This is a genomic window from Aquimarina rubra, from assembly GCF_042684305.1.
In the GTDB taxonomy this organism is placed as follows: Bacteria; Bacteroidota; Bacteroidia; order Flavobacteriales; family Flavobacteriaceae; genus Aquimarina; species Aquimarina rubra.
Genome location: NZ_JBHULE010000008.1, coordinates 828,461 through 844,374 on the forward strand (window position 1 = coordinate 828,461; position 15,914 = coordinate 844,374).

The following is a 15,914-nucleotide window of genomic DNA, read 5'->3' on the forward strand; positions in this document are numbered from 1 at the left end:
ATAAAATTTATATAAGTTGAGTTTGTGTTAGTTGAGGACTAAATTCGAAATAATTTACACTAGAAACAACATTTGATTGTCTCAGAACACGTTTTAAGATGTCTAAAAAAATTGAGAATTTACATTATTGAATTGAAAATCAATTATTTACACTCTTAATGTATTCTGACGGAGAGACACCTGCTATTTCTTTGAAATTTTTATAAAACGAGGCTCTGGAGCTAAAACCAACCTCATCTGCAATAGCAGAAATGCTATATTGTTCGTATTTCTCAGATAATAATAACCTCTTACACTCCTTAACTCGATAAGAATTTATATATCCATTAAAATTTTTGTGTTCAATTCTGTTAATAGCCCTTGAAATTATTCTTTCGGGTAGTCTTATATCTTTAGAAAAACTTTTTAGGTTTATATCTGGATTCAAATAAGACTTTTTTTCGTTAATATGATTTTCTATCCTTTTGATTACTTCTTCCAATTCTTCTTTACCATCATTAATTTCCCTTTTGGCAGGAATCACATTATTAATGTTAATTTGGACTAAGCTCGATATTGTTATATAATATAGGCAAAGTAGTCCTATGGCACTGTAAAGATTAGATACCAGATTATTTCTAATTTCGAATGAATAATATAAATGCCTGAAAATATTTAATATGATACAACTTATACAAAAAACAATTAACCAAATCAAGGATTTAAATCTTGTGTTTGAAAAATGAAATGTAAGAAGTTTATTATGCTTGATCGAAACACGAATTATTAGAATACTAAGCGAAACTATATATACAGATGAAAGAATCCTATGGATAGAATCAAAATTATTTTTAATTAAAAATTCCGGTGTTTCTGATGTTACAAGAATTATAATAGATATGATAAGTAGTACAACGAATTCTATCAAAGCTGGAATCAGGTATATAAACCTTGATTTTACGTTAATACCTGTAGTCTTATAGGCGTAGAATAGTAATAGGGTGAGCGTTAAAAAATCAAATCTAAAAGGTAAATAATAAACCGCAGGATGATCAATGTACTTAGTTAAGAAATAGATGGCTATCTCAAAAAACATTGTAGCAAAAAATAATGATAAATATCTATTAACTTTGATTTTTTTGGACTTATAAAAGAATAGAATAAGGGAAATAACTAACGTTTGTAAGCCACTAATAAGGAATAGAGAATCTTTTATTGTCATAGACATATCTTAAAAAGTTTATTTACAGATATATATAAATAACAATTTGAGCTTTAATATCCCTAAAAACAAGAACATATTCGATTATTAAAAAAATAACACTATCTGTGAAAAATTTAACAAACTCAGAACTCAAAGAATTTCTTGATGAAAAAGCTCTTTTTTATGAACAACCAAAATTCATAGAAACAGATCCAGTTCAGATACCTCATCTTTTTACCAAAAAAGAAGATATTGAGATAGCCGGTTTTCTTACGGCGACTATTTCCTGGGGAAACCGTAAAAGCATTCTTAATAATGCGCATAAGTTAATGGAGCTTCTGGGAAATGCTCCTTACGATTTTATACTAAATCATACAGATACAGATCTTGAAAATTTAGAAGGTTTTGTTCATAGAACTTTTAATGGTACAGATCTTACTTATTTTATAAAAGCATTACAAAATATCTATCGTAAGTATGGCGATCTAGAAGGCTTTTTCAAACAATTCGGTAATGAAACACATTTGCAAAACGCTATCCACTATTTTAAAAGAGAATTCTTCATTTTACCGCATCTGTCTAGAACCCAAAAACACGTAAGTGATCCTCACAAAAACTCCGCAGCAAAAAGGATCAATATGTTCTTTAGATGGATGATACGAGATGCTAAAGCAGGTGTAGATTTAGGAGTTTGGAAAAGCCTATCTTCTTCACAATTATCTTGTCCTTTAGATGTACATTCCGGTAACGTTGCCAGAAAATTAAACTTACTAAGTAGAAAACAAAACGATGGTAAGGCACTACACGAACTTGATGTTAACTTAAGGTTATTAGATCCTTTAGACCCCGTAAAATATGACTACGCATTATTTGGATTAGGTGTTTTTGAAAAATTTTAACTTAGAATAATTCTAAAGAATAACACTCTGTTTACATTCTAAACATTAGATTGATGTTTCTTTAATGAACATACAACATTTCCATAAAGAGTTTGGGCTTGTGGTCGTGCTAAATTTGTGAAAACAAAATTCACACAATCATGAAAAACTACTTAAAACTTCTTGCGCTAGGTTGCAGTTTTGTATTCATTTCTTGCAATGATGATGACAATACTTCAGCACCACCAATAGGAGATCTCATCAATTTAGAAAGCAGATCAACATCACCTATTTTACTAAAAAAAATGTCTGGTTTTACAGATATTGACATTTACAACTTACTATCTTCAGAAGATACTTACATTCCTGATTTCACGTATGGTTCTATGGCAGATGGAGCTGGCTTACTTCGTAATACTGATGGAACCTATACATTAATAAACAATATAGAAGCAGACTATGCGATAGCCAGAATTACACTCGATGAAACTTTTAAGCCTATCAAAGGAGAGCATATTCTTAATGCGATAGCAACAGCAGAAACTGCTCAGTGTTCTGGATCTATGGTCACACCAGAGGAACACGGTTTTGGACCTATCTACCTTTCTGGCGGAGAATGGGGTGGAAATTCTAAAGGAGTTTTTGCCACAGACCCTTACAGAGATCCTTCTATTGCCTCTACTCCCAGAATGTTAACTGCAATGGGACAGTGGTCTACTGAAAACGCAGTGGCTATTGGCAAAGATGCATATCCGGACAAAACGGTTGTTTTTATAGGAGACGATAATAGTAATAACGAAATTCCTTCTGGTCAATTAGGTATGTATGTTGGCAATCGAGGTGATCTCGAAGGAGGAAAATTATATGGATTAAAAGTAACTTCGCCTGGAATTACATACGAAATGGATATGGAAGAAGGAACTGCATATGATATGGAGTTTGTAGAGCTTACAGAAAAAGATATTGATCTATTAGATGCTGAGGCTAAGTCAAAAGGTGTAATGGGATTCTCTAGATTAGAGGATATCGACTGGAGAAGAGGTTCTGCCGCTAATAACAGAGAAGTATATCTTGCCGTTACCGGAAGAGATAAACCAGACCTTATCGGAAAAGGAACTCGTTCAGGAAGAGTGTATAAAGTGATGCTGAACGAAAATGACCCTACAGGAGCTGGAAAAATAACCTGTGTGCTTGATGGAGATAAAGAAGGAGGTAAAGCTGAAGCCTTCCACAGTCCTGATAATATTTTAGTAACAGAAAACTACGCGTATATTCAGGAAGACCCTAATGGAATACAAGATTTTAAACCAGCAGCCGCTCATTATGCTAGATTGTATCAGTATAATCTTAATTCAGGTATATTAAAAACTGTTCTAGAATGTGATCAAGTAACTGCTGCTGCTCAAGGATACGGACCTGCCGATAAAACTTGGGAAATCACAGGTATGATTGATATTTCTGACATAATCAGAGTAGATGAGACATTTATTCTCATTACCCAAAACCACGGTTGGGAAAAAGCTGACGGTACACCTTTTACGGATCCTAACGCCAATCCAAATGTTGCTAATAGCAGAAAAGAAGGTAGTATGTTATATATTATCAAAGGATTAGGACGATAATTTTATATCACACATATCATCAAATGCAATTATTATTAGATTATATAACAAATAAAGGGGCTTGTCTTGGGATAAGCCTCTTCCTTTTAATTACTCTATTCTCTTGCAGTGAAGTAGTAAAAAAAGAAGATACAGAAGAAATCAAATTCAATACTGTAATGCATAAAAAATTTGACCAGGATATTACCTTAGCAATTATGTATACTGATAGTATTAAATATAATCCTGATAAAATTAAACAGAATTTTAAAGAAGCAAGAAAATACTTTAAAAAGCTAGAACCCATATTATCCACTCTTGATATAGATAACTATGGATTTCTTAACCAGCCAAATATTCTAAAAGTTGAAGAAGAAGATTTTACGGATATCAAAATAAAACCTCCAAGTGGCTATCAGGTTCTTGAAGAAGAGATATTTTCAGAACAAATTGATACAGTTACTATTATTAAACATGTCAATCTAATTTCTAGTCGGTTAAAGCTCATTCAAAAGAACACGAGCTTTAACCATATAAAACCGTATCACTTTCTGTGGATGTTTAGAAAGGCTATTGCAAGAGTTGCGCTTACCGGAATTACAGGTTTTGATTCTCCTGTTCTCGAAAACTCATTAGAAGATGCTAGAATAGTGTATAAAAGTTTACAGACGTACCTATCCATGTTTAATAATGAATTCAAAGATCATAGCCTATTTGAAGCCTGGAATAATGAAATAAACGCTACAATAAATAATCTACAAGGTGATTTTAATGAATTTGATCGCTATAATTTTATTAAAAACCATACACACAAACAGTTAAATCTTTGGAATAAAACAGTTACAGACTGGAAAGTAGAATTTCCTTTTGAACTAGCATTAAAAAACGATGCAAAATCACTCTTTTCTTCCGATACTTTTAATGTGAATTATTTTGCGGATCAAAGTCAAAAAGAAATCACAGAAGATCAGATACTACTCGGCAAAAAACTCTTTTATGATTCGAATCTTTCTACAGACAAAAATATCAGCTGTGCAAGCTGTCATCAACCTGAAAAAGCTTTTACTGATGGATTAAAAACATCCAAAGGAATTACTCGTAACAGTCCCACCTTATTATATTCAGCCTTACAACAAGATTTCTTTTATGATAAAAGAGCCGGTGGGTTAGAGGGACAAATTATAAGTGTTGTAGAAAATGAAAACGAATTTCATTCGGATTTAGAAACTTTAGAAAAAGCTGTTATCGAAAATGATACATATGTAGCTGAATTTTCAAAAGCATATCCTAATCGTGAAATCAACAATAATGATATCCGGAATGCAATCGCAAGTTATATAAGAAGTCTGATTCCGTTCAATTCCAAGTTTGATAGAAATATAAACGGTTTAGAAAATACGCTTTCCCAGAATGCAATTCATGGATTTAATCTTTTTAATGGTAAAGCAAAATGTGCTACTTGTCATTTTGCACCATTATTTAATGGCACTGTTCCGCCAGATTATAAAGAATCTGAAATGGAACTAATTGGAGTTCCTAAACATAAGGATACAGTTAATGCCGTTATTAGTGACGATTTAGGAAGATACTTAGTATACAAAACTCCTGAACGAAAACACTTTTTTAAAACACCTACAATACGAAACACCGATAGAACCGGACCTTATATGCATAATGGTGTATATAATACTTTAGAAGAAGTTATGGATTTTTATAATCGTGGCGGCGGAGCCGGTATCGGTATAGATCAAAAATATCAGACTCTACCTAAAGATCCACTGGATCTAACAAAACAAGAAATCGCTGATATCATTGCTTTTATAAAAAGTCTCAACGATGAGTCAATAGTATATTAAATTATGTATGATTTGAATATTGATTAAAGGGAATTCTTAATTTTTAATATTTTTTTGTTAATTTTATTAAGAATTGTTTCACACAAGGCAATTCGTGATGAAGATGATTGCACCGGTACTCCCCTTAAACGAAGAATTCAGAATTGAAGCATTAAAGTCATTAGGTATTCTTGATACAGAATCCGAAAATGAATTTGATGAGATCACCGCTTTAGCTGCGTATTTGTGTGATACCGAGTCTGCTTTAATATCATTGGTTGATAGTGACCGGGAATGGTTTAAATCCTCCTATGGGTTTTCTGCTAGTGAAATTCCGAGAAAGGAATCATTTTGTGCTCATGCTATTTTAGAACCCGATACTCCATTAATTGTTAAGGATGCCAGATTAGATGAACGTTTCTGTAACAATCCTCTTACCATAGAAGGAACAGTGACCTTTTATGCCAGTATTCCTTTGATTGATAAAGACGGTTTCGCACTGGGCACTCTATGTGTAATCGACAGACAACCCAAAGAACTTAGCGACAAACAGTTAGAAGCTTTAAAATCTCTTGCCCACCAAGTTGTCATTTTGTTTGAGCTCAATAAAAAAAATAAAGACTTAGAGCAAGTAGAAGATAAACTTCGTAAAAGAAATGAATCCTTAAAGGAGTTTGCAAGAGTAATTTCTCATGATTTAAAAATGCCTTTGGCCAATGTGATTACAACTTCAGATTTGTTAAAACTGAAATTGGCAAATGATCTGGATCAAGAAACTTCACAATATTTCGATTATATAAAACAATCCTCATTTACTATGAGTGATTATATTAATGATGTTTTGGATCACTACGAAAGTGATAGCTTAGCACAAAATAAACCAGAGTCATTTAAACTTAATTATCTTTTAAAAGAAATTGCCGAATTATTAAGTATTAAACCTGATTGTACGATTCATTTCCCGGAATCTAATCCTGCACTAAATTGCAACAAATCAGCATTAAAGCAAATATTTTTTAATTTGATCGGAAATAGTATTAAGTATAATGATAAAGAACAAATTATAATAGATATTGAGTATACAGAAGATACTATCTTTTATTACTTTAAGATTACTGACAATGGAATGGGCATCCCGGATGATAAAATTGATTCTATTTTCGAATTATTTACTACAGCTAACGGAACTGACAGAAGCGGTAACAAAGGAAATGGAATAGGACTATCTACTGTAAAAAAATTAGTGGAAAATTTGGGTGGATGCATCAAAGTAAAATCAACTTTGAGAGTACAAACCACATTTGATTTTTCTATCAAAAAACAGCAAAATCTTTAAGCAATAGTAGCCACACAGGCTTCGGCACACTTTTCACCATCGATAGCAGCAGAAATAATTCCGCCAGCATAACCAGCACCTTCTCCGCACGGATACAATCCTTTTATTTGTGTATGTTCTAAAGTAAATCGATCTCTTGGAATTCTCACCGGAGATGATGTTCTGGATTCGGGAGCATGCACTACCGCCTCATTAGTAAGATATCCTCTCATACTTTTATCAAACGCCTTAAATCCTTCTTGAAGTGTTTTATGAATAAACTTCGGAAAAACTTCGTGCATATCTACCGATGTTAAACCTGGCTTATATGAAGTCTCAGGCAAATTTAATGATGTTTTTCCTAGTGTCATGTCCACTAATCTTTGTGCCGGAACCCGTTGTGTTTCTCCTGCTAAGTGCCAGGCACGTTGTTCTATTTTTTTCTGAAAGTACATGCCAGCTAAAGGACCATATTCAGAAAACTCTTTAAAATCTTCTAACCGCAATTCTACAACAATACCACTGTTAGAAGTAGGTTGATCCCTTTTGGATGGAGACCAGCCATTGGTTACTACTTCTCCGGGACTTGTAGCACAAGGAGCAATAACGCCACCGGGACACATACAGAAAGAATACATTCCCCTACCTCCTACTTGTTTCACAATACTATAAGGAGATGGAGGAAGATAAGGCCCGCGTACTTCACATTTATACTGTATTTGATCAATTAATTGTTGAGAATGCTCTACTCTAACACCTAATGCAAAAGGTTTTGCTTCAATATCAATGTTTTTCTTGTATAACAATTCAAAAATATCTCTGGCAGAATGTCCTGTAGCCAATATTACTTTCTTCGTTTCGATTACATCTCCGTTATGAAGCACTACTGCATTGATTTCAGAGTTTTTGATCTTGAAATCAGTCACTCTGGTTTCAAAATAAATCTCGCCTCCGTGTTGTTTTATCTTTTCTCGAATAGAAGCAATAATGGCAGGTAACTTATTAGTCCCTATATGTGGATGTGCTTCTACAAGAATCTGATCTGTAGCACCAAAACCAACTAACAATCTAAGAATACGATTTACATCTCCCCTTTTCTTAGAGCGTGTATATAATTTTCCATCACTGTAGGTACCTGCTCCTCCTTCTCCAAAACAATAATTGGAGTCTTCATTTACGATATGATCTCTATTTATTGCTTTCAGATCTCTTCTTCTGTTACGAACATCCTTACCTCTTTCTAATACGATAGGTTTACATCCTAATTCTACGCAACGTAAAGCCGCAAACAACCCTGCAGGACCCGCTCCGATAATAACAATCTCGCTTGCATTTGAAACATCTGGATATTCTGGTAACTGAATAGATTCTTCAACAAAATCCTCTTGCACATATACCTTAATTTTCAAATTGACTTTTATGGCCTTTTGACGTGCATCAATAGACCTTTTTAAAATCAGTATATGTCTAATTTCGTCAATAGGCAACCCATTTTTTATCGACACCTGAGTTTTCAATAAATCCAGATTTGCCGAGACTTCAGGTGTTACTTGTATGCTAAATTCGTACTGCAAGGAATAGGTTTTCTAATTTTTGGCGAAGATACAATGTTATACAGTAAATCTATTTGTTACGAACATAAATCAGCTTAAACTTTCCACTACTATGATCTCGTTGATCTATTTCGAATTGCTTCAAAGAATTAAATAAAGGAGTTAATTTTGCAAAGCCAAAGTTTCTTGAATCAAAATTAGGCTGCTTTTTTAGAATTAGGGAACCTACATCACCCAAAAACGCCCATCCATCCTCATCTGCTGCATCATCTACAGAGTTTCTAAGTAATCTTATAATATTAGGCGTGATCTTATCTAAATTGGATTTCTCTGATTTTTCTTTACCATCCTTCTTCTCAGTATCTTTTTTAAGAATTTCCAGGTAAATAAACTTATCACAAGCAACAATAAATGGATCCGGAGTTTTCTTTTCTCCAATTCCATACACTACGACACCAGCTTCTCGTAATCGCATGGCTAACTTAGTAAAATCACTATCCGATGACACTAAGCAGAAACCATTAACCTTTTCTGAGTACAAAATATCCATTGCATCTATGATCATCGCAGAATCGGTAGCGTTTTTTCCTGTTGTATAACTATATTGTTGTATTGGGTTTATAGCATTTTCGAGTAAGAGATTTTTCCATTTTGCCAAATAAGGTTTTGTCCAGTCTCCGTATATTCGTTTGATAGTCGGAGTTCCATACTTGGTGATCTCTTCCATCATCTCTTTTACATACTTTGCGGGAATATTATCTCCATCAATCAGGACTGCTAATTTTGTATCTTTAATCATGCCTTTAAAGGTACATAAATACAATATCTAATAAAAGTATTCAATAGTAATCTAATGACCATTCAGAAAATATTAAAAAACACTGAACATCGACCTTGGGAATTACCAAAACAACCTTGGAAATATTACCAAGAATGGAATAAGGCAATTTTCTTACATTGGAAAGTAGATGACAATGAACTCAGAAAATTCGTTCCTAAAGAATTGGAAATTGATATGTATGAAGGGAGTCCCTGGGTATCCTTGGTAGCCTTTTCTATGGAAAAGATCAGACCAAAAAATCTACCATACTTTGATCCTATTTCAAATTTTGGAGAAATTAATATTAGAACCTATATTAAGTCAGGAAAAAAGACAGGTGTTTATTTCTTAAGCATAGAAGGAGGTAAAAAGCTTTCCTGTATGATCGCCAAAAAGATTTCTGAACTACCTTATCGCTATTCTAAAATGAAAAGAAAATCAGGAATTTACACCTCTACTAATAATCAATATGAAGATTCGCTTAAAATTGAATATCACCCTGGGAAAGAGCAAAACACCAAATCAGACCTTGATATTTGGTTAACAGAAAGGTATGCCCTCTTTCAGGATTCTAAAGAATTTATTAATGAATATGAAATACATCATCCGGAATGGTCATTACAAGATATTGAAATTAAAAACTTACTGGTGAAGTATCCGCGGTTCGAAACATTACTAAAAAATAATCCAGATAAAATGTGCTACTCCAAAGGTGTACAAGTACTTGCCTGGGGAATGGATAAAAAGAATAAATCCGATTATTATTAATGCACTCTAACACCGGATCATAAAAGATTTGTTATGTTAAAAAGGAACCAGTTCTAAAGTTTTATTAGACTATTTAACCTTTTTTTAGTATTTAAGTTTCTATATTTGATTAGAACAAACAATTAATTAGACTTATGAAAAAACTATTTTTTTTAGCCATCGCGCTTATCGGTTTTACTACAATTTCTAATGCACAAAGTATCAAATTTGGTGTTAAAGGAGGTGTCAACTTTTCTAATATAAACGGAGATACTGATCTAGACAGCAGAACAGGATATCATATCGGAGTTGTTGGACAATTAGGAATCGCTGACAAATTTGCGATTCAGCCAGAAGTATTATATTCTGCTCAAGGAGCTGACGATACTGATATTGACTATGTTAATGTACCAATATTAGTGAAATATAAATTTCTTAAATTTCTTAGCTTCGAAGCAGGACCACAATTTGGTATCGTGGTAAATGATGATTTTGAAGTAGGAGAACCAGAAAGTTTTGATGTTAGTGGTGCTGTTGGTGCCGGTGTAGAGTTTGGTGATTTCTTTGCTCAGGCAAGATATAATTTTGGACTTACCGATGTCGTAGACAATGTTGATTCGAAAAACGGAACTTTCCAACTTTCTATAGGATACTATATATTTTAAAAAGAAGCGATATATAAATATTTTAGAAGCGGAAGTTAAACTTCCGCTTTTTTTTATTCTTTTTTATGTTCTTTTACGTCTTCGATTATTATTTCTATTTGTACGTTTAGGTCTTCCTTGTTGATTTTTCTTTGGTGCAGCAGCGTTATAATCAAAAACGAAGCTCGGTTCAAAACCTGCAATGGTTTCTTTAGGTAATGTTAATTCTAATAACTTCTCTATTCCTTTTACATAAGCTACTTCATCCTGAGATACAAGAGAGATTGCCTCACCGCTTGCTCCTGCCCTACCAGTACGACCAATTCTATGTACGTAGTCTTCAGATATATTTGGTAATTCGTAATTAATTACGTGCGGTAACAAAGGAATGTCTAATCCACGTGCTGCAATATCTGTAGCGACCAACACCCTGATTTTATTTTGTTTAAAACCAGCTAGTGCTTTAGTCCTTGCGCCTTGACTTTTATTTCCATGAATTGCAGCAGATGTGATTCCACTCTTCGCTAATTTTTCGCTTAGCCGGTTTGCTCCGTGCTTCGTTCTAGTAAATATCAGTACTTGTTTCCAGTTTCCTTCTGAGATCAACTTGATAACTACAGCAGATTTCTTAGCTTTATCAACCTTATACATCTTTTGATCTACCTTCTCTGCAGTAGTGTTTTCCGGAGCAGCCTCTACAGATACGGGATGATATAAAATTCCGCTAGCTAATTTTTTAATTTCTTTAGAAAATGTAGCAGAAAACAATAGGTTCTGTCTTTTCTTTGGTAATAAGGCCAATATCTTATTAATATCTCTTTGAAATCCCATATCAAGCATTCGATCCGCTTCATCTAATACCAGTATTTCTGTTTTTGCCAGAGAAAGTGCTCTTTGATTATGTAAATCTAACAGACGACCGGGAGTAGCAACTAATATATCTACTCCATTTCTTAATGATCTGATCTGTGGATTCGCATTAACGCCACCAAAAACCACCATAGATCGTATATCTACAAATTCGCTATATGCTTTTACGTTATCTAAAATCTGTGCTGCTAACTCTCGTGTAGGTGTTAATATCAATGCACGAATTGGTCTTTTCCTGTAATGTTGACCTTGTGACAGTAACTGAAGTATTGGTAAAGTAAATCCAGCTGTTTTTCCGGTTCCCGTTTGAGCAGATGCTAACACATCTTTTCTTTCTAAAATTGGTGGTATTGCTTTTTCCTGAATTGGGGAAGGAACAGTATATCCTTTTTTATCGATTGCTTTTAATAAAGCATCGGATAATCCTAATGAATTAAATGACATATAAATTGTTTAAGAAACAACAAGCTATTACGTTATGCCATTTCTGAATGCAGCTGCAAAGGTACATCTAATTTTTAGTATACGTTTTACTTATCTGCTTATTAGTCTGTGAGAAGTAAAAAAGTATAATTCTTAGCCTAAAAATTCGTTAAGTCTAAACCTTCAATATCAAATCTTATAGTATATTTGACAAACGTTAATCAAGAATGCAATTTAGACACCCAGAATTTCTTTATGCTTTATTTGCACTCGTTATTCCTATTATAGTTCACTTATTTCAGTTAAGACGTTTTCAGAAAGTACCTTTTACCAATGTCCAGTTTCTAAAAGCAGTTACCATACAAACGCGTAAAAGTTCTCAGATAAAAAAATGGTTAACCCTACTTGCTCGTTTATTGGCTCTTGCGGCATTAATTATCGCCTTTGCACAGCCTTTTTTGGCTTCAGAAGAAATCGTGGGTAAAAAAAGTGAAACCGTAATTTACCTTGATAACTCTTTTAGTATGCAAGCTAAGGGTTCTAATGGTCCATTATTACAGCGAGCAATTCAAGAATTATTAAGCGTATTACCTGATGATGAGAATATTTCCCTCTTTACTAACACCAAGACGTTTAAAGAGGTTAGTAAAAAAAACATTCAGAATGATTTGCTTCAGCTAGAGTATACTTCTAATCAAATACCGTATAGTGCAGCGTACCTAAAAGGAAAACAACTTTTAGGAAATTCTCCGGAAACTATCAAAAGAATCATTATGGTTTCTGATTTTCAGCAAAAGAAAGAGGTTTTTGATCTTCCTTTGGATGCAGAAACCAAAACAAATTTTATTCAGTTAAAGCCTGTAACACGTCAAAATATAGCCATCGATAGTCTTTTTTTAAAACGCGATACAAATAATGAATTGGTTCTTAATGTTCTACTTAGTAATACCGATGCTAATGCAGAGGATGTATCGATTGCTTTTTATAATGATGAAAGGCTAATCGCGAAAACTTCGGTTACAATTCCTAAAAATGGTAAAACCAGTACTATATTTAAAATTGAAGAAAATACGAAGGTTAATGGAAGAATTGTTCTGGAAGATCCGGGATTGACATTTGATAATTCTCGATATTTTACAATTAATGTACCCGAAAAAATCAAAGTTGTCGCCATTAATGAGGCAAATGACCGTTTTATAAGAAATATCTATACCCCAGATGAATTTTCATTAATTAGTACTCCTTTAGAAAATCTAAATTACAATGATATTAGCAATGCTAATTTGGTATTGATTAACGAACTAAAACAAATTCCTATTTCATTAATTAATGCTCTTAAGTCTTTTGAAGATCAAGGAGGCACTATATGTTTTATTCCTGCTGCAGACGGCAATCTCGTCTCTTACCAGCAACTTATTGGCAGTTTCTCTAATGAAGGACTATCGGCTTTAAAAACACAGGAAAAGAAAATAACAGGCATTAATTTTTCTCATCCGTTATATAGAGGGGTTTTTGATAAAAGGGTAACTAATTTTCAATATCCCAAGGTCAATTCATTATATCAGACCAATGCGGTAAATAGTATCCTGTCTTTTGAAGATAGTACTCCCTTTTTTTACAAAACAAATTCTATCTATATATTCACCGCATCTATTGATAATGAGAATTCTAATTTTAAAAATTCACCATTAATAGTTCCTACGTTATACAATATTGGGAAACAAAGTTTACAACTGTCAGATATATCTTATACCATCGGACAAACCAATACGTATGATATTCCCATATCATTAGGACAAGATGGAATACTATCCTTAGAATCAAGTCAGGAAAATATTATTCCTCTGCAACAAAGCTTTGCCTCTAAAGTAAAAATCACAACTGAAGAAGTTCCTACAAAGGCAGGAATATATGCACTTAAGGATAAAGAGCAATTCATCCAAAACGTAAGTTATAATTATAATACCACAGAAAGTAATTTACAATATTATGATCTTTCTACTACTGCAGAATATGAAGTAAGCGATTCTATAACATCCTTATTTGAGCAAATAAAAGAAGAATCCAGTATCCACGAACTTTGGAAATGGTTTATTATTTTTGCTTTGATTTTCTTATTAATCGAAATTCTATTATTAAAATATCTCAAATGAACTTATTATTAAAGGCCGCTACTATAATTGACCCTTCATCGCCTTTTCATAATCAAACGGTGGATATTCTAATTGAAAACGGAATCATTAAAGATATTGATGCACTCATCGAAGCTAACGAAACTGTTGAAGAAGTAAAATTAGATACACTACACGTATCCCAAGGATGGTTCGATAGCAGTGTAAGTTTTGGAGAACCAGGATACGAAGAACGGGAAACTATTGATCAAGGCTTAACGGTAGCTGCCAAAAGTGGTTTTACAGATATAGCGCTTAATCCTAACACATTGCCCATAACAGACACGAGCTCATCTATTGGCTTTCTAAAAGGCAAAGCATATCAAAACCCGGTAAATCTGCATCCCATCGGTGCCTTGACTACAAAATCTGAGGGTGTGGATATGGCTGAGCTGTACGATATGCGTCAAGCCGGTGCTGTAGCTTTTGGAGATTATAAAAAACCGATTCGAAATCCAAATTTGCTTAAAATAGCACTATTGTATGCTCAAAATTTTGATGGACTTGTACTTTCCTTTCCACAGGATACGAGTATTGCAGGTAAAGGTATAGTCAACGAAGAAGAACAAAGTACATTGCTGGGACTAAAAGGAATTCCTGCGCTGGCAGAAGAATTACAAATATCCAGAGATCTTTACTTATTAGAATATACTGGAGGAAAATTACATATTCCGACTATATCCACTGCAAAATCGGTGCAATTAATTAGAGATGCTAAAGCAAATGGTCTACAAGTAAGCTGTAGCGTATCCGTACATCATTTATCTCTTACAGATGCGGAATTAACAACTTTTGATACGAATTATAAAGTTTTACCTCCGCTAAGAACCCAAAAAGATGTAAATGCTTTGCTAGAAGGTATTAAAGATGGCACTATCGATATGATCACCAGTGATCATCGACCTATGGACATAGAACATAAGAAAGTAGAGTTTGATAATGCAAAATATGGTACTACAGGTTTAGAAACTGCTTTTGGGATACTGAACAGTATATTAAGTATGGATCAAACGATAGAATTACTTACCAAAGGAAAGTCTGTATTTGGAATTGAACATATATCTATTAATAAAGGAAATAAGGCTAGTTTATCATTATTTACTCCAAAGGGGAATACCACTTTTAAGATAGAAGATATTTTGTCAACTTCTAAGAACAGCGCTTTTTTAGGTAAAACTTTGAAAGGGAGTACCTATGGGATCATCTCTAACGGGTACATGATATTAAAATAAAAAGGGTTTTTACTGCTTCTTTTATTCTTTAGCACTAATAAAACGATAATAAAAAACATCAATCATGCAATCAGATTATGCAAAACAAGGAAAAACCGCTGCGATTGTGGCTTACATCACCATTATCGGAACGATTATAGCTTTTTATATGAATCAAGATGACAAAAATACGTTTGCTAGTTTTCATATTCGCCAGGCATTGGGTATAAACATTGGCTTCTATTTGTTGGGAGCTTTAGTAAGCATGTTCGATTCTTGGATAATTTCATCATCCTTTTACATCTTTATATTCGTACTTTGGTTTTTTGGTTTGATAACAGCCATACGAGAAGAACAGAAAACTGTACCAATAGTAGGGCCTTACTTTCAGGATTGGTTTACTTTTATTAAGTAATACTCCTGATATTGTAGAAAAACCTGCAAAATTTCTTTTACAGGTTTTCATAAATAACATAGTTAGCAGACTATTTTGTTTAAGACTTCGGGCTCCATTTTAGGAAGTTGGGCTTGATTACTAATTGTACCCATCCCCAGTTTTGTAATCCACTTGGATTTGGCTGGTTTTTTAGGAACTCCATTCCTTCTCCGGCAAACATTTGTGAGTATCCAACTTTTACAGAAGCATAAGGAAGTAATTTTTGT

General features: G+C 33.4%; 13 protein-coding genes. 9 read left to right on the forward strand and 4 right to left on the reverse strand.

Features of this window, described 5'->3' with window-relative positions:
- Positions 1–139: 139 nt before the first annotated feature.
- Positions 140–523, reverse strand: a complete 384-nt coding sequence (locus ACFSR1_RS07935) for a helix-turn-helix domain-containing protein (protein WP_378291329.1) — start codon at positions 521–523, stop codon at positions 140–142.
- A gap of 785 nt (positions 524–1,308) precedes the next feature.
- Here ACFSR1_RS07935 and ACFSR1_RS07940 point away from each other — a divergent pair.
- The 4 genes from ACFSR1_RS07940 (at position 1,309) to ACFSR1_RS07955 (ending at position 6,833) form a co-directional block, all read left to right on the forward strand.
- Positions 1,309–2,082, forward strand: coding sequence for a TIGR02757 family protein (locus ACFSR1_RS07940; protein ID WP_378291331.1), 774 nt, complete (start codon positions 1,309–1,311; stop codon positions 2,080–2,082).
- Positions 2,083–2,222: 140 nt separating this feature from the next.
- Positions 2,223–3,683 carry an alkaline phosphatase PhoX gene (locus tag ACFSR1_RS07945; protein ID WP_378291333.1) on the forward strand — a complete coding sequence of 487 codons (1,461 nt, stop codon included), beginning with the start codon at positions 2,223–2,225 and terminating at the stop codon, positions 3,681–3,683.
- 23 nt (positions 3,684–3,706) lie between these two features.
- Positions 3,707–5,518 (forward strand): cytochrome-c peroxidase, encoded by a 1,812-nt coding sequence (locus ACFSR1_RS07950; RefSeq protein ID WP_378291335.1) that lies wholly within the window; start codon positions 3,707–3,709, stop codon positions 5,516–5,518.
- A gap of 97 nt (positions 5,519–5,615) precedes the next feature.
- A complete protein-coding gene (locus tag ACFSR1_RS07955; protein WP_378291337.1) occupies positions 5,616–6,833 on the forward strand; it encodes a sensor histidine kinase in 1,218 nt (405 codons plus the stop codon).
- On the opposite strand, the gene ACFSR1_RS07960 is transcribed toward ACFSR1_RS07955, so the two are convergent.
- Together ACFSR1_RS07960 and ACFSR1_RS07965 are read right to left on the reverse strand one after the other, a co-directional pair.
- Complete coding sequence (locus tag ACFSR1_RS07960) at positions 6,830–8,386, reverse strand: NAD(P)/FAD-dependent oxidoreductase (RefSeq protein WP_378291338.1); 1,557 nt, start codon at positions 8,384–8,386, stop codon at positions 6,830–6,832. The genes ACFSR1_RS07955 and ACFSR1_RS07960 overlap by 4 nt on opposite strands.
- A gap of 49 nt (positions 8,387–8,435) precedes the next feature.
- The gene (locus ACFSR1_RS07965; RefSeq protein ID WP_378173308.1) at positions 8,436–9,164 is read right to left on the reverse strand and encodes an NYN domain-containing protein; all 729 of its coding nucleotides are present in this window, start codon (positions 9,162–9,164) and stop codon (positions 8,436–8,438) included.
- Between the two features lie 54 nt (positions 9,165–9,218).
- On the opposite strand from ACFSR1_RS07965, the gene ACFSR1_RS07970 reads away from it, so the two are divergent.
- Together ACFSR1_RS07970 and ACFSR1_RS07975 are read left to right on the forward strand one after the other, a co-directional pair.
- Positions 9,219–9,953: a YqjF family protein gene (locus ACFSR1_RS07970; RefSeq protein ID WP_378291340.1), complete on the forward strand. Its 735-nt coding sequence runs from the start codon at positions 9,219–9,221 to the stop codon at positions 9,951–9,953.
- A gap of 134 nt (positions 9,954–10,087) precedes the next feature.
- Positions 10,088–10,597 (forward strand): porin family protein, encoded by a 510-nt coding sequence (locus tag ACFSR1_RS07975; protein ID WP_378291342.1) that lies wholly within the window; start codon positions 10,088–10,090, stop codon positions 10,595–10,597.
- 63 nt (positions 10,598–10,660) lie between these two features.
- Here ACFSR1_RS07975 and ACFSR1_RS07980 read toward each other — a convergent pair whose 3' ends face one another.
- Positions 10,661–11,890, reverse strand: a complete 1,230-nt coding sequence (locus ACFSR1_RS07980) for a DEAD/DEAH box helicase (protein ID WP_378291344.1) — start codon at positions 11,888–11,890, stop codon at positions 10,661–10,663.
- 206 nt (positions 11,891–12,096) lie between these two features.
- On the opposite strand from ACFSR1_RS07980, the gene ACFSR1_RS07985 reads away from it, so the two are divergent.
- The 3 genes from ACFSR1_RS07985 to ACFSR1_RS07995 all read left to right on the forward strand — a co-directional run bounded on the left by ACFSR1_RS07985 (position 12,097) and on the right by ACFSR1_RS07995 (position 15,666).
- Positions 12,097–14,022 (forward strand): vWA domain-containing protein, encoded by a 1,926-nt coding sequence (locus ACFSR1_RS07985; RefSeq protein ID WP_378291346.1) that lies wholly within the window; start codon positions 12,097–12,099, stop codon positions 14,020–14,022.
- A complete protein-coding gene (locus ACFSR1_RS07990) occupies positions 14,019–15,272 on the forward strand; it encodes a dihydroorotase (protein WP_378291347.1) in 1,254 nt (417 codons plus the stop codon). The genes ACFSR1_RS07985 and ACFSR1_RS07990 overlap by 4 nt, the downstream gene beginning before the upstream one ends.
- 64 nt (positions 15,273–15,336) lie before the next feature.
- Positions 15,337–15,666: a hypothetical protein gene (locus ACFSR1_RS07995; protein ID WP_378291349.1), complete on the forward strand. Its 330-nt coding sequence runs from the start codon at positions 15,337–15,339 to the stop codon at positions 15,664–15,666.
- The last annotated feature ends 248 nt before the right edge of the window (positions 15,667–15,914 follow it).